Origin of the sequence: Nonomuraea sp. PA05 (assembly GCF_008086045.1) — a bacterium.
GTDB classification, from domain to species: Bacteria; Actinomycetota; Actinomycetes; order Streptosporangiales; family Streptosporangiaceae; genus Nonomuraea; species Nonomuraea monospora.
The window spans coordinates 1-19,388 of the sequence record NZ_VSEY01000088.1; the positions used below are offsets into that span (position 1 = coordinate 1).

Sequence of the window (19,388 nt, forward strand, 5' to 3'; positions counted from 1 at the left end):
CGCCTCGCCCTCCGCCTCGCCCTCCGCCTCGCCCTCCGCCTCGCCCTCCGCCTCGCCCTCCGCCGGCCTGCGCCCGCGACCACCAGCCCGCCCGGCCCGCACCTTCCCGGCCCCCACCCCCCTGACCACAGCCCACCCATCCCCGGCCACATCCCGCCGCGCCTCCCCGACAGCCGGCTACCGCCCCACCCCGCTCCCCCCGGGAGCACTCACCACGGTCCTGGCAGCAGCCTGCGCCCCCTTCCCGTCCGACCTCCCCGGCGCCACCACCGCCCTGTGCCTGCTGGCCCTCCGCGTGCCGGACCTCCCCCGAGGCGCCTACTGGTACGACCCCGCCCAGCACACCCTGACCACGATCACGACCCACCTCGACGCCGTGACCACGGGACCGCTGCTGCCCAACACCCGCCTGGCCCTGCGCGGCGCCGCCGCCGTCCTGATCCCGGCAGGCGACCCCCTGTCGGGCGCGGCGACGTTCGGCGACCGCTGGTACCGCATGCAGCAGCTGGAGACAGGCCTGCGCACCCACCGCGCCACCCTCGCCGCCACCGCGCTGGGCCTGTCCGCCCGCATCCACTCCGACGGCGCGAACGAGACCACCGACGAGGTCCTCGGCCTCACCGGAACCCCCTTGAGGAGCCTGTCCTTCCTGGCGATGGGCACCCCACCGACCGGCGGGCCCCTGGTGACCCGCCCGATCCCGGCCCCGTCCACGAGGAGGTGACGCCCACCCCGACGACAGCGTGACCATCCGTAGCAGAACACGCACACAAGAAGGAGACACCCATGTCCAGTGAGAACCTCAAGCTCGACCTGCGCGGCCTGGAGATCGACTCGATCGACGTCGTGTCGGCCGACTCCATCGTGGCGGAGGGTCACGGCACCATCGAGACCGGCGCCTCCTCCTCCCCGGGCTACTGCTCGTCGTACCTGACGGCGATGAGCTGCTGGGCTCCGGAGCTGTAAGGCCGGCGTCGGCCCTCCGGTGAGCCGCGCACGGCCACCGGGATGACGAGCAGGGCCGAGGGCGCCCGTGCCGTGGGCGCCCTCGGCCCCTGACGAACCCTTCAAGGAGCGCGTTCCATTGACCCAGGTAGCGCACGCCGTCCCCGTCGCGGGGGACGGCGACTCTGCGAGGCTCGCTGACCCCGATTATGCACTGTCGCCCGTTCTGGCCGTCCGCGTCGCGGGGCTGCCGGTGTCCGCGCTGGACCGGATGCGCTGCGTCCGGACGTGGCGGCTGGTGGACGAGCTCGCGAACGCCTCGTCCCGGCTGCGGCGCGAGGGCGCGGAGCTGTCCGTCCCGCTGCACGAGGTGATCGGCGGCGTGGCGGCGGGCCCCGTCAAGGCGGGGCTGGTGGCGCTGCGGCGCGCGGTGTTCGCGGGACGGGACCCCGGCGGCCGGGCGACGTCCGGCGAGGTGCTGGCGGCCCTGCCCCCGCCCCTGGCCGCCAGGATCGGCGCGTGGGCCGCGCTGCGGCGGCGCGCCGGGGAGTTGCGCGCGGCGCTGCCCGCCGTGCTGGCGGAGGAGTCCCGCGAGAAGACGGCGGTGCTGCGCGAGGCGGTGTCCGACGCCGGGTTCCGGCACAGCCTCGCCCAGGGCAGCGCGGTGCTGGCCGGCCGGCTCGAAGCCTGGCTCGCCGGCCCCGCCGACCGCCCGCCCGACCGCCAGGAACTGCTGCGGCTGGCCCGCTACCTGGCCAGGGCGAGCGTCAAGACCAGCCCGTACGCCACGTTCACGCTCAGCGGCCTGGGGCGGTGGGAGGCCGGCGGGCCCGCCGTGCGGACGTGCGGCGAACCGTCCTGGCTGGTCATGGCGGAGCTCGACCGGGCGGTCCTGCGCCCGCTGTGGGCGGTGCTCACCCGGCACCGGCGGGTACGCGAACGGGCCCGGCTCCGCGTCAACCCGTCCGCCGCCGACGACGGCCACCGGATCTGGTTCCTCAGCCCCGGGCACGGCGAACCCCTCTCGGCGGTCCCCGCCACCCCCGGGGTGCGGCAGGCCCTCGCCTGGGTGCGTGACCGGCCCGCCGCCACCCTCGCCTCGGCCCCCGGCATCGAGCCGCTGGCGGAGGCGGGGCTGCTGGAGTACGTTCCGCCGTACGACGAGCAGGGCGCGGATCCGGTGGGGGAGCTGGCGTCGTGGCTGGCGCAGGACGGTCCCGCGCCGTACACGCAGGCCGTGCTCCGGGTCGCCGAGGCCCTGCGCACCACCACCGACGACGCCGAGACGGCCGGCACCGTGCGCGCGGCGCTGCGGGAGGTGCTGCCACCGGGCCCGTCCCTCCCCGACAAGAACCTGCTGTGGCACAGCGCCGTCATCCCCGCCACGGCCGGCCGGCTGAACGCGACCGCCTGGCGCCCCGTCTGCGACGACCTCGACGCCCTGCGCGGCCTGCTCGGCCTGTTCGACCCCGACCTTCCCGTCAAGATCGCCGCCACCGCGTTCTTCCTGGACAGGCACGGCCCCACCGCCCGGATCCCGGCCGTGGACCTCTACCGCGAGATCCACACCGCGGCGCCGGGCGAGGGCGGGGCACTGCTGCGTGCCATGCTGCGCGACCCGGTCGCGGGCACCCGCGCACTCCCCGGCACAGAACCGCCACCGGGCCTGAAACGCCTCACCGAACTGCGACGCGGCTTCTGGGAACGCATCGGCGCAGGACCCGGCGCGGGCTCTGCGGGCGGTGTCGGCGGTGCGGCCGGTGCAGGCGGCGGGGGCGGCGCGGAACCTGGCGCCTCAGGGCCGGCCGTGGTGGACCTGACGGCCGCCCGCCTGACCGCCCTGGCGCAGGACTGGCCGGGCTTCATCCGCCCGCCCGGCTCGATCTGCTGCTACCTCCAGGCCGTACCCGGCCCCGACGGCATCCGCGCGGTAGTGAACTCGATCTCCGCCGGCTACGGACGCGGCCTGTCCCGCCTGCACCGCCTCGTGACCCTGACAGGCGGCGAGGCCCCGCCCGCCGAGCACTTGCGTGCCGGGCAGGGAGACGTCCTGGTGGCCGAATGCCGCGGCCTCGCCGGCGGCGGCCTCAACGTCCGCCCCGCCACCGCCGACCTGGCCCTCGACCATCCCTTCACCGCCCCCGACGCGACCCTCCCGCGCGTCGCCCCCGCCGGCCTGACCGTCGGCTACGACCCCGCACAGGACCGCGTCGTGCTGTACGACGGCGCGGGCCGCCAGGTCCGGCCGGTTCACCTGGGGATGACCGCGCAGTACTGGTTGCCGCCATGGCTGCAGTTCCTGATGAGGGCGTTCGGCGAGCCGTCCACGGCGATGGTGCCCGGATGGGTGTTCCGCACCAGGAGCGAGCCGCCGGTCGAGGGGGCGGTGGAGCGGTGGCCGAGGATGGACGTCGGGCGGCTGACGGTCGCGCGGGCCGCGTGGCGGATGCGGGCCGGGCTGTTCCCTGCGCCGGGCAAGGGGGAAGGCGAGGCCGCGTACCTGCTGAGGCTGGCCGGGTGGCTGGCGGAGCACGAGGTGCCTCGCCGGTTCTTCGCCCGGGTGGTGGACCTGCGGGGCGGTCTGCTGGCGGGCCTGCTGAGCAAGGACCGCAAGCCCATGTACGTGGACGTCACGGACCCGCTGCTGCTGACCGGCTTCGTCCGCACGCTGCGCGACCCGGAGGCGCTGCTGGTCCTGGAGGAGGCGCTGCCGGACCCCGCGCAGGCCCCGCGCTACGGCACGGACGCCCGCGTCACCGAGTACGTGGTGCAGCTCTCCGCGAAGCCGGGCCGATGACGGCCGAAGACCGCTGGGTCAGCGCGCACCTGTTCCACTTCGGCGACCTCGACCCCCTGATCACCGACGTGGTGCACCCCCTGACACGCGAGCTGGCCGCGGACGGCACGGTCCGCCACTCGTTCTTCCTGCGCTACTGGGAGGGCGGCCAGCACGTACGCCTCCGCCTGGAGGTGCCGGACCGCACACGCGCGGGCCACGTCCGGGAAATGATCAGCTACCGGGCGGCAGCCCACTTCACCACCCACCCGTCCCCCCAGGTCGACCCGGCCGCCTACCGCGCCTTCGCCACCGCCATGGCCCGCGGCGAACGCCGTACGACCTACGACGAACATCTCCACCCGCCGGGCTCGGTGGCGTTCATCGGCTACCGCCCCGAGTACGACGCGTACGGCGACCCCGCCTGCGTGGCCGCCGCCGAACGGCACTTCGCCCTGTCGAGCCGCCTGGCCCTGGACGTGTTGCGCGCCGGCACGGACCTGGGCAGGCGCACGGCGATCGGCCTGGCGGCCCTGACGATCGCGCTCGCCGTCTGCGAACCGGACCTGCCCGCCGCCGCCCGCCGCCTGGCCACGGCCACCCGTGAGGCGTCGTCCGAGCTGGAAGCGGACTGGCGGCGCCGCGAGCCCGCCCTCCTCGCCCAGACCCGGACCCTGTGGGCCACCCCGCACCACGCCGGCCCCCTCCTGTCCGAATGGGCCGCGTCCCTGCGCACCCTGCGCGCCGACCTGGACGCCCTCCACGCCGCCGGCCGCTGCGCCCCTCTCGACTCGGGCTCCCCGCACGCCGTCCTGGCCGTCGCCGCCCCGCAAGCCCGCCGCACGGTCTCGTTGATCCTCATGCGCTGCGTCCATCTGTTCCACAACCGCCTGGGCCTGCGCGCCGCGGCAGAACAGCACACGACGTTCCTGGCGGCCCGCGCCGTCGCAGGCCTGGCCGATCCCCGGAGGTGGTCCCCCTGACCCGTTCACCCGCCCCCCACGACGCTCCCGCCTGGCACAGCGTGCACGTCCACTACCACGCGCCCGACAAGGACGGCCTGCTGCTGGACGCCGTCCGCCCGCTGCTGGACGGCCTGCGCGGCGAAGTGGCGGCGGCGTACGTGCTGCGCCACTGGCGGCAGGGCCCGCACCTGCGGATCAACGTCAAGGCGCCCCCGCCCGTCTGGCGGCGGGTGGTGCGCCCGCGCGTGGACGAGACCGTCGGCGCCTACCTGCGCGAGCACCCGTCCACGACCGTGCTGGACCCGGCCGCGAGCCTGCCCAGGCACCGCCTGCTCGCCATGCGCGAGCAGGAGCGCGGCCCGCTCACGCCGTGGCCGCCGGACAACTCGATCCGCGACGCGCCGTACGACTCCCGCCGCCACGTGCTGGGCAGCGACGAGGAGGCGGACCTCCTGGCGTCCTTCTACACGGACGCGACCCCGCTGCTGTTCGGCATGCTGGAGCACGTGCGGGCGGGCCGCGACGGCAGGACGGGGCTGGCGCTGAGCCTCATGCTGACCATCGCGCACACGGCGCGCCGCATCGACCGCAGCTACCTGTCGTTCCGCATGCACGCCGAGGGCTACCTCACGTGGGCGGCCGACCCGGCGCGGGCCCGCGCGTCGTTCGAGCGGGCCTTCGCCGGGCACCGCACGGCCCTGACGCGCCGCGTGCGCGACGTCGTCGCCTGCCTGGACGACGTCGCCGCCCCGCCCGTCCCGTTCGTCCGGGAGTGGGCGGCGCTGCTGGAGCGGTACCGGCCGCGGGTGGCGGCGCTGATGGAGGACGGCAGGCTCGTCCAGCCGACGGTCGAGCCTGGCGAGGCCTTCCAGCCGAGGCCGGGCGACCCGCCCCCGCCGGGCCACCGCGACCCCAGCGAGCTGCAACGCCTGGTCTTCGACAACCCCGCCTACCACGAGGCGATCTTCGCCACGCCGGCCTTCCGGCGTTACCGGGTGCTGCTCAACTACACGTACCTGCACCTGACGCGGCTCGGGCTCACCCCGCTCGACCGGTTCATGACCTGCCACCTCCTGGCGGACGCCGTGGAGGAGGTCTACGGCCTGTCGGGGCTGGACACGCTGCGCCGCTTCAGCGAAGTCTCATGACCAGGTGACGGGCAGCGAGTGCACGCCGAAGACGAGCATCTCGTCGCGCACCGGCACCTGCTCGGCCGGCACGGCCAGGCGCAGGCCCGGCAGGCGGGCGAGCAGCTCGCCCAGCCCGATCCGCAGCTCGATCCTGGCGAGCTGCTGGCCCAGGCACTGGTGCACCCCGTGCCCGAAGGCCAGGTGCGGGGTGCGCGCGCGGCCCAGGTCGAGCGCGTCGGGGTCGGGCCAGTGCCGCGGGTCCCGGTTGACCTCGGGGGTGGCGATGACGACGGTGGCGCCGGCCGGCAGGTCCACGCCGCCCAGCGTCACCGGCTCGGTGGCGACCCGGCTGACCCCGAGCTGGATGATCGACAGGAAGCGCAGCAGCTCCTCCACCGCGTTGTCGATCAGGCCGGGGTCCGCGCGCAGCGCCGCGAGCTGCTCCGGGTGCTGGAGGAGCGCGAACGTGCTCAGGCCCAGCATGTTAGCCGTGGTCTCGTGGCCCGCGGTGAGCAGGAGCAGGGCCATGTCGGTGAGCTGCGCGTCCGTCAGGGGCGGGTCGGCGTCGTGGACGAGGCCCGACAGGAGGTCGTCGGCCGGGTCGGAGCGCTTGGCCGACACCAGCCGCCGCATGAACGCGTGCAGCTCGCCGCGCGCCGCCAGCTGCTCCTGCGGGGTCGAGGTCGCGCTCAGCCCGACCGTCGTGCGCTCCTGGAACTCCGCGCGGTCGGCGTAGTCGACGCCCAGCAGCTCGCAGATGACCAGCGACGGCAGCGGCAGTGCGAACGCCGGCACCAGGTCGGCCCGCGTGCCCGCCGCCCGCATCGCCTCGATGTGCTCGACCGCGATCTCCCGCACCCGCGACTCGAGCTGCCGCATTCGCCGCACCGTGAACTGGCCCGTCAGCGCCCGCCGCAACCGGGTGTGCTCCGGCGGGTCCATGAAGACGAACGCCCCGTCCTCGCGCTCACCCCGCGGCGGCTCCGCGGGCGGCCGGAGCGAGGTGGCGTCGCGGTGGCGCATCTTGTCGGCGCTGAACCGCGCGTCCGACAGCACCGCGCGGGCCTCGTCGAAGCCCGTCACCAGCCACGCCCGCGCGCCGTTCAGCAGGTCCACCGGCCGGACCGGTCCCTGCCCGCGCAGGCCCGGCGGCGGGGCGAACGGGCCGGCCCCCCGCTCCACCATCTCCGCGGGCAGGATGCGCCGCATTCCCGCGGTGCTCACGCTCGACGACTTCTCCGCCACGCCGCTGTCGGTCATCAGGGGTCCTGTTCTCGATTAGGGTACGTACCCGTATCTAACGCTGGACACCGTAGATCACCGAGTTAAGATACGCAACCGATTCTCAAGCGGGGAATGAATGACGCTGACGGGATGGGCGACGACCGCGTTTCCCTACCAGTAGGCAAGGAAAACTAGGGGGGTCAAGAGACGCGAGCGATCCACGGCGTGGCCTAGCATGCCAGCATGCAGACTGCCGCGGGCGTGGTGCTTGCCGGAGGGCGCTCCACCCGGATGGGGCGGCCGAAGGCCTGGCTGGAATGGCACGGATCGACCCTGCTCTACCGGGCCGCCGCGGTGCTGGCCAGAACGGTGGACGGCCCCGTCGTCGTGGTCGCCGCACCGGGGCAGGAGCTGCCGCCGCTGCCCGCCGGGGTCACCGTCGCCGAGGACCCCGTCGAAGGGCTGGGCCCCATGCAGGGCCTGGCCGTCGGGCTCGCGGCGGTCGCCGGCCGCGCCGAGACGGCCTTCGTGTGCTCCACGGACATGCCGTTCCTGCACCCCGCCTTCGTCCGGCGGGTCCTGGACGCCCTGACCCCGGGCACGGACGTCGCGCTGCCCGTGGCCAGAGGGTTCCGGCAGCCCCTCGCCGCCGGCTACCGGACCTCCCTGGCGGGGCTGGTCGCCGGGCTGCTGGCCGAGGGGGATCTGCGGCCGGGCATGCTGTTCAAGCACTGCGAGGTGGTCCAGCTCGGCGACGAGGAGCTGCTGGCCGATCAGCGGCTCGCCCGGGTCGATCCGGCGCTGGAGTCCGTGGTGAACGTCAACTCGCCGGAGGACTACGCGGCGGCCAGGGACCGGGAGCCGCCCGAGGTCACGGTGGAGCGGTTCGGGGCGCTGGCCAGGAACGGCGGGCACCGGCCGCACGCCGTGCGGGCCGCCACGCTCGGTGCCGTGGCCGCCGCCGTGGGGCTGACCCTCGACCGGCACGTGGTGGCGGCGCTCAACGGCGACCAGGTCACCCGCGAGGCGGCCCTGCCCGTGGTGGCCGGTGACACCGTCGCCTTCCTGTCGGCGGACGCGGGCGGCTGAGCACGTCCGTCACCGGTCGTGCCGCGTCGTAGAGTCGGGACATGGCGCCTGGCGGATTCTTCGGACAAGCGTTGCTCATCGACGTCGCCGGCAACCGTGCGACCACCACCCCCTACGACCTGAACGACCGCGTCCTGCGCGCCTACCTCGGCGGCGTTGGCCTGGGCACCTGGCTGCTGCACCGCCTGGCACCCCCCGGCGCGGACCCTCTGGCCCCGGAAGCGCCCCTGGCCTTCGTCTTCTCCTCGCTGGTGGGCACCCCCCTGACGACCAGCGCCAAGTTCGCGGTGGTGGCGAAGTCGCCGCTGACGGGCCTGCTGACCGACGCCCTGGCCTCCAGCCAGTTCGCCATCGCCGGCAAGCTGACCGGCCACGACGCGATCGTGATCAGGGGCAGGGCGGACGAGCTGTCGGTGCTGCTGATCGACGGCGACGGCGCGCGCCTCGTACCGGCTCCCGAGCTGGCCGGGCTGAGCGCGGCGGAGGCGGAGCGCGCGGCGCGGGAGCGGTTCGGGCGGACCTGGCGGACGGCGGCGATCGGTCCGGCGGGGGAGCGCCAGGTGAGGTTCGCGACCATCAGTCATGACGGCCGGCACGCGGGCCGCGGTGGCCTGGGCGCGGTGCTGGGCGCCAAGAATCTGAAGGCGGTGCTGGTCAGGGCGGCGACCAAGGTGTCGGTGGCGGACCAGGCCGGGGTGCTGGCCGCCGCCCGCGACCTGCGCGGGCGCAGTTTCGGCCCGGCCACCGCGAAGTACCGCGAGCTGGGCACGCTGGCGAACCTGCTGGCGTTCAACGCGGTCAGCACCCTGCCCACCCGCAACTTCACCGCGGCGACGTTCGAGGGCGCGCCCCGCCTGGCCGCCGAGGAGCTGCACGAGCTGCGCGGGGTGGCGCGCAACAGTTGCGCGTCGTGCTCGATCGGCTGCGAGCACATCTACTCCCGCAAGGGCGGCGGCAAGCAGCGCATGGAGTACGAGAACGTCTTCGCGCTCGGCCCGCTGTGCGGCGTGTCCGATCCCGACGAGGTGTTCGCCGCCAGCGCCCGCTGCGACGAGCTGGGCATCGACACGATCTCGGCGGGCGGCACGATCGCGTGGGCGATGGAGTGCGTGGAGCGCGGCCTGCTCGACGAGCCGTGGCTGCGCTTCGGCGACGGCGCGGCGCTGCTGCGCGCGCTCGACGCGATCGGCGAGCGGTCGCCGGGCCTGGGGGAGCTGCTCGCGCAGGGCTCACGGCGGGCCGCGGCTGTCGTGGGGCGTTCGTCGATCGACTTCGCGCCGCAGGTCAAGGGGCTGGAGCTGCCCGGGTACGAGCCGCGCAGCCTCCAGGCGATGGCGCTGGGGCTCGCGGTGAACGCCAGGGGCGCCGACCACAACCGGTCCGGCGCCTACGAGGCCGACCTGTCGGGCGAGCTCGACCGCCTGTCGGGCGGCGCGGCCCACGTCGCCGCCGCGGTCGGCACCGAGGACCGCGCCGCCGTCATGGACTCGATGATCCTGTGCAAGTTCCTGCGCGGCGTCTTCGACGACCCGTTCACGGAGTGGGCCAGGCTGCTGGAGCTGGTCACCGGCTGGCGGCTGGACGCCGCCGAGCTGCGGGACACCGCCCGGCGGATCGTCCGGGCCAAACGCGCGTTCAACCTGCGCGAGGGGGCCACCGCCGCCGACGACACGCTGCCCGCCCGGATGCTGGAGACGCCGCTGGAGCTGGGCTCGGGCCGCCGCGCGGCGCTGGACGCGGGCCGGCTGCGCTCGATGGTCGCCGGTTACTACGCCGCGCGCGGCCTGGACGCCGAGGGGCGCGTCGCGGCGGCGGATCTTCCCGATCTTCTGCTCGACGGGTGAAGATCGTGTGCGCAGGGGTAGAAGACCCGGCACCTGCGGGGGTAGATTGCTGGCATGGTGTATGCCGTATCCCGTATGCCAAACTGGGGTTGAGATGACGACGCTCGAGGAGCCGGCGACCGCCGTGCACACCGTGACCGTCGAGATAGACGGCCGTCCCGTGACGGTGCCGGAAGGCACCAGCATCTACGACGCAGCTAAACAGGTGGACATCGACATCCCGGTGTTGTGCCACAACGAGCGCTACGACCCCGTCGGGGTGTGCCGCATGTGCGTGGTGGACACGGGCGGCCGGGCCTTCGCCGCCGCCTGCGTACGCCCCTGCGAGGACGGCATGCAGGTCAGGACCAGCACCCCGGAGCTGGAGCGCAACCGCGCGACGCTGACCGAGCTGCTGCTGTCCGACCAGCCGCCCAGGGCCGAGGACCCGAAGCAGACCACCACGGGCGACAACCTGCTGCTCGACCTCGCCGACCGCTTCGACGTGGCCAAGGAGACGACGGACCTGCCGTGCGGCTCGGGCCGGGGCGTGGACCTCTCCAACCCGGTCATCGCCGTGGACCACGACGCGTGCATCCTGTGCGACCGCTGCGTGCGCGCCTGCGACGACATCCAGGGCAACGACGTCATCGGCCGCTCCGGCAAGGGGTACTCCACCAGGATCGCCTTCGACCTGAACGACCCGATGGGCGCCAGCTCCTGCGTGACCTGCGGCGAGTGCGTGCAGGCCTGCCCCACCGGAGCGCTGACCAACAAGCCCATCAACGACATCCCCATCCGTCCCCGCCAGGAGCTCGACGCGGTCGACACCGTCTGCCCCTACTGCGGCGTCGGCTGCGCCCTCACCTACTACGTCGACCGGTCGCGCGGCGCGATCGCCTTCGCCGAGGGCCGCGACCAGCCGGGCTCCAAGAGCAGATTGTGCGTCAAGGGGCGCTACGGCTGGGACTACGCGGCCTCGCCGCAACGCCTGACCATGCCGCTGATCAGGAAGGACTCGTCCTACCCCAAGGGCCCGCTGTCGGCGGACGTGCGCGGCGACGCCTCCAACGACAGGGGGCGCGCCGGCGGGGGCGGCGACCGCAGCGCCAGGCTGAGCAGGAACGGCAAGGACCGCAAGCGCAAGCCCGGCGGCCTCGTCGACTACGACGAGGTGCTGCCGCACTTCCGCGAGGCCACCTGGGAGGAGGCGCTCGACCTGGTCGCCCGGCGGCTCAAGGAGATCCACGCGGAGCTGGGGCCTGGCGCCATCGCCGGGTTCGGCTCGGCGAAGTGCTCCAACGAGGAGGCGTACCTCTTCCAGAAGCTGATCAGGGCCGGGTTCGGCACCAACAACGTCGATCACTGCACCCGCCTGTGCCACGCCTCGTCGGTGGCCGCCCTGTTCGAGGGTGTCGGCTCGGGCGCGGTCTCGACCACGTACGGCGACGTCGCCAACGCCGACGTCGTGATCATCACCGGCTCGAACCCGACGGCGAACCACCCCGTGGCCAGCTCCTTCTTCAAGCAGGCCCGCCGCCGCGGCACGAAGATCGTCTACGTCGATCCGCGCGCCAGCACCGTGGCCGAGCACGCCGACTACTACTGCCAGGTCAAGCCCGGCACCGACGTGGCGTTCTACAACGCGGTCATGCACGAGGTGATCAGGCTCGGCCTGGTCGACATGGACTTCGTCCGGGACAGGGTCTCCGGCTTCGAGGAACTGGTGCGCACGGTCGCCGACTACCCACCCGAGCGCTCCGCCCAGATCACCGGCGTGGACGCCGACCTGATCCGCGAGGTCGCCCGGGTCTGGGGCGAGGCCGGGGCGGGCGTCATCTACTGGGGGATGGGCATCTCCCAGCACACCACCGGCACCGACAACGCCCGCTGCCTGATCGCGCTCTGCTCGATCACCGGCAACGTGGGCAGGCCGGGCACGGGCCTGCACCCGCTGCGCGGGCAGAACAACGTGCAGGGCGCCTCCGACGCGGGCCTGATCCCCATGTTCTACCCCGACTACCAGGGCGTCGACAGGGAGGGCACCCGCCGCCGCTTCGAGCAGGCGTGGGGCGCGGAACTCGACCCCGACCGCGGCCTCACCGTCACCGAGATCATCGGGTCGGTGCTGAAGCCGGGCGGCGTGCGCGGCATGTACATGCTGGGCGAGAACCCGTTCCTGTCCGACCCCAACATCAACAAGGTGCGCAAGGCGCTGTCGCAGCTCGACTTCCTGGTCGTGCAGGACATCTTCCTGACCGAGACCGCGGAGTTCGCCGACGTCATCCTCCCCGCCTCGTCCTATCTGGAGAAGGACGGCAGTTACACCAACACCGACCGGCGCGTGCAGCTCGGCCGCAAGGTGATGGACCCGCCGGGCCAGGCCCGCGTCGACTGGGAGATCATCCAGGACCTCGCCCGGCGTATCGGGCTGGACTGGTCCTACGCCTCGTCCAGCGAGGTGTTCGACGAGATGGTGGCGCTCATGCCGTCGTACGCGAACCTGCGCCACGACAACCTCGGCAGCACCGGCAAGCTCTACCCCAACGCCGACCCCGAGCACTCCGACGGCACCGTGGTCCTGTTCGACGAGCGGTTCAACACCGACGACGGCCTGGCCCACCTCGTCCCCGCGCAGTGGCTGCCGGCCAAGGAGCTGCCGGACGCGGAGTACCCGCTGGTGCTCAACACCGGCCGGCTGCTCGAACACTGGCACACCGGGTCGATGACGCGGCGCTCGTTCGCGCTGGACACGATCTCGCCGGTCGCCGAGGTCTACATGCACCCCAAGGACGCCGCCGACCGCGGCCTGGCACACGGCCAGACGGCCCGCGTACGCTCCCGCCGCGGCGCCATCGAGCTGCAGGTCCGCGTCTCCCACCGCGAGCAGCTCGGCAACTGCTTCATCCCGTTCCACTTCAGGGAGGCGGCGGCGAACCTGCTGACGATCGACGAGATCGACCCCTACGGCAAGATCCCCGAGTTCAAGTTCTGCGCGATCCAGGTCGAGGCGCTCAGCGCCGAGCCTGCGTGGAGGGTGTCCGAATGACCCTGAGTTCCGAGGTGGGACGCCGCCGCCTGCCGGGCGTCGAGGCGCGAGCGGGCAAGTTCCCCGGCCCGTCACTGATCCCGGCGCTCAACGCCATCCAGGCGCGGCTGGGCTGGCTGCCGCGCGAGGAGCTGGAGGAGCTGTCGCGCACCATGCGCCGGCCGCTGTACGAGATCGAGGGGCTCATCTCGTTCTACCCGCACTACCGCACCAGCCCGCCCGCCAAGGTGAGCGTCAGCGTGTGCCACGACCTGTCGTGCTGGCTGCGCTCGGGCGACGACCGCATCGCCGAGGTCCGCGCCCGCTACGGCGACGACGCCGAGATCGAGCTGACCGAGGTGTCCTGCCTGGGCCGCTGCGACAGCGCCCCCGCGCTGGCCGTCAACGAGCACCCGGCGCCCGTCTCCGGCCTCGACGCGCTCGTGACCGCCGCCCGCCGGGACGAGCTGGCCGAGGCGACCGTGACAGGACGCGCCGAGCCCTGGCCGAACGACCCGTACCCGGCGGGCTCCACCCTCTCCGACCGGTACGCGAGCCTGCGCGCGCTGCTGGCCGGCCGGATGAGCGCCGAGAGCGTGGTGGCCACGCTGGAGGCCTCCGGGCTGCGCGGCATGGGCGGCGCCGGGTTCCCCACGGGCAGGAAGTGGGGCCTGGTCGCCTCCACCGAGCCGGGGAGCGTCAAGTACGCGATCTGCAACGCCGACGAGTCCGAGCCCGGCACGTTCAAGGACCGGCAGATCCTCACCGACCAGCCGCATTTGGTGATCGAGGGCCTGCTGCTCGGCATGGCCGTGGTCGGCGCCGAGCAGGGCTGGATCTTCATCCGGCACGAGTACGGCCCCGAGGAGCAGGTCCTGCGCGCCGAGATCGAGGCGCTGCGCGAGGCCGGCGTCATCGGCGGCAACGCCTGCGGCAGCGGGCGCCGCCTCGACCTCGACCTCTTCGTCTCGCCCGGCGGCTACATCCTCGGCGAGGAGACCGCGCTGCTGGAGTGCATGGAGGGCCACCGCGGCGAGCCGCGCAACAAGCCGCCCTTCCCCGGCAACTACGGCCTGCACGGCCGCCCCACGCTGATCAACTCGGTGGAGACCTTCGCCGACGTGCCGGTGATCCTCCAGCGCGGCGCCGGCTGGTGGACCGATCAGGGCGAGGGCGACAGCACCGGCTGGAAGTTCTTCGCCGTGTCCGGGCACGTCGAGAGCCCCGGTGTCTACTGCGTGCCGATGGGCACCACGGTGCGCGCCCTGATCGACCTGGCGGGCGGCGTGTCCGGCGGCGCCCGCGTCGGCGCCGTGCAGCCGGGCGGCGCCTCCTCCAACTTCATCGGCCCCGACCGGCTCGACCTGCCGCTCGACTTCGGCACCCTCGCCGAGGCCGGGACCATGCTCGGCTCCGGCGCCCTCGTGGTACTTGCCGAGGGCACCGACCTGCTGGCCGCCGCCACCAACGTGCTGCGCTTCTTCCGCAACGAGTCGTGCGGCAAGTGCGTGCCCTGCCGCGTCGGCTCCACCAAGGCGCACGAGGTGCTGCGCGGCGTGCTGGACTCCGGGTCCACTGTGGACGACGTACGGCGGGACCGGATCCTCCAGCTTGAGGAGACCATGCGCAAGACGTCGATCTGCGGGCTCGGGCAGGTGGCGCTGGGCCCCGTCGTGTCCGTGCTCGGGCTGAACAAGGGGGCCGCGGCGGCCCGCCCGCAACCCCGGCCGGAGGGATCCGAGGAGCAGCCGGACCGTTGAGCGGCAGAGAGTTCTTCACCGCCCGCACCCTCGCCGAGGTCCGCGCAGGATTCCGGCCCGCTCATCGCACGCCCGCCGAACGCGTCCCGCTGTCGCAGGCGCTGCGCCGGGTGCCCGTCGCCGACCTCACGGCCCCCGGCGCGCTGCCCGGCTTCGCCCGCTCCACCGTGGACGGCTACGCGGTCCGCGCGATGGACACCTACGGCGCGTCCGACGGGCTGCCGTCCTACCTCGACCTGCTCGGCGCCGTCAGCATGGGCGCCGAGCCCGCCGTGGAGGTCCGGGCCGGCGGCTGTGTCGCCATGCCGACCGGCGGCGTGCTGCCCGCCGGGGCCGACGCGGTCGTCATGGTCGAGTACACCGCCGAGACCATGCCGGGCACCATCGAGGTCACCAGGCCCGTCGCGCCGGGCGGCGGCGTCGTCCGCGCCGACGAGGACGTGGCGCCCGGCGGCGTGCTGGCGCCCGGCGGCCGGCCGTTGCGCGCCCCCGACCTCGGCTTCCTCGCCGCCGCAGGCGTCACCGAGTTGACCGTGCACCGCCGCCCACGGGTGGCGATCATCTCCACCGGCGACGAGGTGGTGCCGCCGGAGACCGGGCGGCTCGCCGCCGGCCAGGTGCGCGACGCCACCGCCTCCGCCCTGGCCGGGCTGGTCGCCGACGCGGGCGGCGAACCGGACATCATCGGCATCGTCCCGGACGAGCCCGGCGCGCTCAAGGACCGGCTGGCCGCCGTCCTGCCCGGCGCCGACCTGGTCGTCGTGTCGGCGGGCTCGTCGGTGGGCACCAGGGACGAGACGGCGGGCGCGGTGGCCGCCGTCGGCGACGTCTGGTGCCACGGCATCGCCATCAAACCCGGCAAACCCACGCTGCTGGCCGAGTGCTCCGGCATCCCGCTCATCGGGCTGCCGGGCAACCCGCTGTCCGCGCTCGTCGTGTTCGGGCAGGTCGGCGTGCCGCTGCTGTGGCGGCTGGCCGGCTGCGAGAGCCCGCCGCCGCAACCGAGCACCCGCGCCCGGCTGTCGCGCGACCTGGCCTCGGCGGCCGGCCGCCTCGACGTGGTCCAGGTCACCGTACGCGACGGCGTCGCCGAGCCGATCTTCGGCCCGTCGGCGCTGCTGTCGGTGCTGACCCGCGCCGACGGCTACGTGATCGTGCCGGAACCGGCCACCGGGCTGGACGCGGACACCGAAACAGAGGTCATCCTGTACCGATGAACAAGGTCAGCCTGTAGCGATGAGCGCGGAAAGTCCCTTCGTCTCCGACGTCCCCGCGGCGCAGGCGCTCGCCGCCTGGCGCGAGGCACGCGCCGCGGCGGGCTGCCCCGCCCGCCTCGCCCCGATCCGGGTGCCCGTCGCCGCCGCCGTGGGGCGGGTGACGGCCGAGCCGGTCTGGGCGGTGCGATCCTCGCCCGCCTTCGACTCCGCCGCCATGGACGGCATCGCCGTACGCGCCGCCGACACCGTCGGCGCGGCCGAGACCAGCCCGGTGCTGCTGGCCGCGGGCGACTTCGCCGTGGTGGACACCGGCGACCCGCTGCCCGAGGGGTACGACGCCGTCGTCATGCGCGAGCACGTGCACCGCACCCCGGCGGGCGAGGCGGAGCTGCGCGCGGCCGTCCCGCCGTACCAGCACGTCCGCTCCATCGGCGAGGACATCAGCGCAGGCGAGCTGCTGCTGCCGGAGGGCCACCGGCTGCGCCCCGTGGACGTCGCCGCCTGCGCCGCGGCGGGAGCCGTCGAGCTCGGCGTCCGCCGCGCGCCGCGCGTGGTGATCGTGCCGACCGGCGACGAGATCCGCCCGGTCGGCGCCGAGCTGGCCCCCGGCGACATCCTCGACACGAACTCGATGATGCTGGCCGCGCAGGCGCGGGAGGCGGGCTGCGAGGCCGCCGTGACCCCGATCGTCCCCGACGACCCCGGCGCGCTGGCCGCCGCGCTGCGCGAGGCCGCCCGGGAGGCCGACCTGGTGCTGCTCATCGCCGGCTCCAGCGCGGGCCGCGACGACTACACCGCCCGCGTGGTCGCCGCCACCGGCGTCGTCGCGGTGCACGGCGTCGCCGTGCGGCCCGGCCATCCCGTCGTGCTCGGCGCGGCCGGGGGAACGCCCGTGATCGGCGTGCCCGGCTACCCGGTGTCGGCGGCGCTCACGTTCGAGATCTTCGCCGCCCCGATGCTCGCCGAGCTGGAGGGCGCCGCGCCGCGCGAGCGCCCGTCGGCCACCGCGCACCTGGCCAGGAAGCTGCCGTCCGCGATCGGCATGGACGACTGGGTGCGCGTGCGCCTGGGCCGGGTGCGTGACCGGCTCGTCGCCACCCCGCTGCCGCGCGGCGCCGGCGTGCTCACCTCGCTCGTCCGCGCCGACGGCCTGCTCGTCGTCCCCTCCGGGGTGGAGGGGCACCACGCGGGGGAGCAGGTCCGCGTCGAGCTGCTGCGCGGCCTGTCCGAGATCGGCCGGACCATCGTCGCCATCGGCTCGCACGACATGGTGCTCGACCTGGCCGCCTCCGCCCTGCGCGCCGCCGACCCGCTGATCACCCTCGCCTCGTCCAACGTCGGCTCGCTCGGCGGCCTCGTGGCGCTGCGCGACGGCCTGTGCCACCTGGCCGGCTCCCACCTGCTGGACCCGGCCACCGGCGACTACACCCTGCCTTACGTGGACCGGCTGATGGGCGCGGACGCCGACGTCGCCGTCATCCGGCTGGTCCACCGCGACCAGGGGCTGATCGTCGCCCCCGGCAACCCGCTCGGCCTCACCGGGATCAAGGACCTGACCCGGCCCGACCTGCGCTACGTCAACCGGCAGCGCGGCGCGGGCACGCGGGCGCTGCTGGACCACGAGCTGGCCCGCCACAGCCTCGACCCCGGCGAGGTGCCCGGCTACTCCCGCGAGGAGCACACCCACCTCGCCGTGGCCGCCGCCGTCGCGGCCGGACGCGCGGACGCCGGCCTGGGCATCCTCGCCGCGGCCCGCGCCTTCGGGCTCGACTTCGTGCCCGTGGCGCAGGAGCCGTACGACCTGGTGCTGCGCACCGGGACGCTGGCCGAGGAGTCGCTGGCCCCGCTGTGGGAACTCCTCGCACGGCAGGACTTCCGCGCGAGTGTGGAGGCGCTGGGCGGGTACTCGTGCGCCGAGACAGGGCGCCGCATCCGCTAAGAGAAGTCCTGCTAAAAAGCTCGCGATGGAACCCGAACCGGACTTAACACCGTCCTCTAAAGAGAAGGGATCAATTTTCCGCCTACCTACCGCACCCGTCCCGTGACACCCCGCAGGCCAAACTCCGATGGACGTTCGACACAAGGAGTACGACTCGGTGAATCCGCGCGCACTTGCCCACCGGGCACACCGACACGGCTGGGACGTGCAGACCGTCCCGCGATCCTCCGGCCCCGTAGTCATCCTGCGGCGCGACGGCTGGCGCCTGGAGATCGCGTTCGACGGCCACGCACCCAAGGAGGCCACCGCCAACGGGCCCGGGAACACCGGCGCACAGCTCAACCTTCGCTCCATCAACGACTTCGTCCACCGGCCCGGCACGGAGCGGTTAGCCCGCTCGCGCCACGGGCAGCGGCGGGCCGCCCGCCCGAACGACCGCGAGCGGGACGCCGGGGAGTGAGCTCCGGCGCGGCGGGGCAAGGCGTGCCCCAGGAGGGGCCGAGGCTCCCGAGCCGCAGCCGCCGGTCCCCGCCCGCCGTCACCACGACCGGCCGCCCCGCCTGCTCGGCCAGCGCCAGCGAGCGGATCCCCCCGCCTTCGCCGTGACCGAACTCGCCGACGATCTCCCCGTCCTCCAGGCTCCACACCGCCACGAACGCGTCCTCACCCTGCGGCGCGTGCGCCACGACCGCGACCGGCACGCCGCCCGCCGTGCCCGCCACCAGGGCGGCCGTGCCCCGGTCGTCCGGGCTGCGATCGCTGAACTTCCACTTCTTCCCGCGCTTGCCCGTCGCCAGGTCGTACACGCGCAGGGTGGCGTCCAGATGCGTCGAGACGAGGACCGGCTCGCCGCCCAGCTCGCCGCACGCCAGCCGCTCGATCCCGCCGACCTCTCCGGTCTTGTACGTGCGCAGCACCGCGCCCGTCGTCAGGCGGCGTACCCGCACCCGGTTCGAGCCGTCGCCCGTCACCAGCACGTCCACGCCGTCCAGGCGGCCGAAGGCCAGGCCGCGGATGCCCTGGAAGTGGTCCGTGATCGTGGGGCCGAGCTGCTTGCCGGTGGTGACATCCCACAGGCGGACGGTGCCGTACAGGTCGCGCAGGCCGTCGTACTTCTGCGACACCGCCACCACCCGGTCGCCGGTGATCGTCACGGCGACGATCGGATCGCGGGCCTTGTGGCTGCCCAGCCTCTCGCCGGACGGGCTCCACAGCCGCATCCTGCCGTCGGAGTGGCCGGAGGCGATCACGGGGGTGTCGTCGTGCCTGCCGTACGCGATCGCCGTCGTGGCCGCGCCGCCGTCGCCCACCTCGCCGATCGTGGTCGTCGTGACGTCCCAGGTGAGGACGGATCCGCCGGTGGTGCCGCAGGCCACGCCGGGGCCGTTCGCGGCCGTCTCCGCGGGGGTGCCCGCTGCCGGGGGCAGGGGCACCGGCTCGCCGATGGGCGTTCCCAGCGGCTCGGCGGCGGCCGGGGGCGGCGTGGGTGTCG

12 protein-coding genes and 1 pseudogene are annotated in these 19,388 nt (G+C 74.2%); 11 read left to right on the forward strand and 2 right to left on the reverse strand.

Annotated features, from left to right (window positions below; genetic code table 11):
• From FXF51_RS59640 to FXF51_RS59660, 5 genes and pseudogenes are all read left to right on the forward strand, one after another.
• A pseudogene (locus FXF51_RS59640) lies at positions 1-724 on the forward strand (hypothetical protein); the annotation flags it as partial.
• Between the two features lie 62 nt (positions 725-786).
• A complete protein-coding gene (locus FXF51_RS59645) occupies positions 787-966 on the forward strand; it encodes a hypothetical protein (RefSeq protein WP_148443731.1) in 180 nt (59 codons plus the stop codon).
• Positions 967-1,084: 118 nt separating this feature from the next.
• A complete protein-coding gene (locus FXF51_RS59650; RefSeq protein WP_148443732.1) occupies positions 1,085-3,742 on the forward strand; it encodes a lantibiotic dehydratase in 2,658 nt (885 codons plus the stop codon).
• Positions 3,739-4,704: a lantibiotic dehydratase C-terminal domain-containing protein gene (locus FXF51_RS59655; RefSeq protein ID WP_148443733.1), complete on the forward strand. Its 966-nt coding sequence runs from the start codon at positions 3,739-3,741 to the stop codon at positions 4,702-4,704. The genes FXF51_RS59650 and FXF51_RS59655 overlap by 4 nt, the downstream gene beginning before the upstream one ends.
• Positions 4,692-5,834, forward strand: a complete 1,143-nt coding sequence (locus tag FXF51_RS59660; protein ID WP_187415198.1) for a thiopeptide maturation pyridine synthase — start codon at positions 4,692-4,694, stop codon at positions 5,832-5,834. The genes FXF51_RS59655 and FXF51_RS59660 overlap by 13 nt, the downstream gene beginning before the upstream one ends.
• Here FXF51_RS59660 and FXF51_RS59665 read toward each other — a convergent pair.
• Positions 5,829-7,076 (reverse strand): cytochrome P450, encoded by a 1,248-nt coding sequence (locus FXF51_RS59665; RefSeq protein ID WP_262380662.1) that lies wholly within the window; start codon positions 7,074-7,076, stop codon positions 5,829-5,831. The genes FXF51_RS59660 and FXF51_RS59665 overlap by 6 nt on opposite strands.
• Before the next feature lie 207 nt (positions 7,077-7,283).
• On the opposite strand from FXF51_RS59665, the gene FXF51_RS59670 reads away from it, so the two are divergent.
• The 6 genes from FXF51_RS59670 to FXF51_RS59695 all read left to right on the forward strand — a co-directional run bounded on the left by FXF51_RS59670 (position 7,284) and on the right by FXF51_RS59695 (position 17,896).
• A complete protein-coding gene (locus tag FXF51_RS59670; protein ID WP_148443735.1) occupies positions 7,284-8,129 on the forward strand; it encodes a molybdenum cofactor guanylyltransferase in 846 nt (281 codons plus the stop codon).
• 41 nt (positions 8,130-8,170) lie between these two features.
• Entirely contained in the window at positions 8,171-9,973 is a 1,803-nt protein-coding gene (locus FXF51_RS59675; RefSeq protein ID WP_148443736.1) for an aldehyde ferredoxin oxidoreductase family protein, read from the forward strand.
• A 94-nt stretch (positions 9,974-10,067) separates the two neighbouring features.
• Positions 10,068-13,001: a formate dehydrogenase subunit alpha gene (fdhF, locus tag FXF51_RS59680; RefSeq protein WP_148443737.1), complete on the forward strand. Its 2,934-nt coding sequence runs from the start codon at positions 10,068-10,070 to the stop codon at positions 12,999-13,001.
• Positions 12,998-14,740 (forward strand): NAD(P)H-dependent oxidoreductase subunit E, encoded by a 1,743-nt coding sequence (locus tag FXF51_RS59685; RefSeq protein ID WP_148443738.1) that lies wholly within the window; start codon positions 12,998-13,000, stop codon positions 14,738-14,740. Before fdhF ends, FXF51_RS59685 begins: the two co-directional genes overlap by 4 nt.
• Positions 14,737-15,957, forward strand: coding sequence for a molybdopterin molybdotransferase MoeA (locus FXF51_RS59690; RefSeq protein WP_148443739.1), 1,221 nt, complete (start codon positions 14,737-14,739; stop codon positions 15,955-15,957). Before FXF51_RS59685 ends, FXF51_RS59690 begins: the two co-directional genes overlap by 4 nt.
• Positions 15,958-15,976: 19 nt before the next feature.
• Complete coding sequence (locus FXF51_RS59695; protein ID WP_148443740.1) at positions 15,977-17,896, forward strand: molybdopterin biosynthesis protein; 1,920 nt, start codon at positions 15,977-15,979, stop codon at positions 17,894-17,896.
• A gap of 353 nt (positions 17,897-18,249) precedes the next feature.
• Here the strand turns inward: FXF51_RS59695 and FXF51_RS61695 are convergent.
• The coding region (locus FXF51_RS61695; RefSeq protein ID WP_187415199.1) for a WD40 repeat domain-containing protein at positions 18,250-19,388 on the reverse strand (1,139 nt) is incomplete at its 5' end.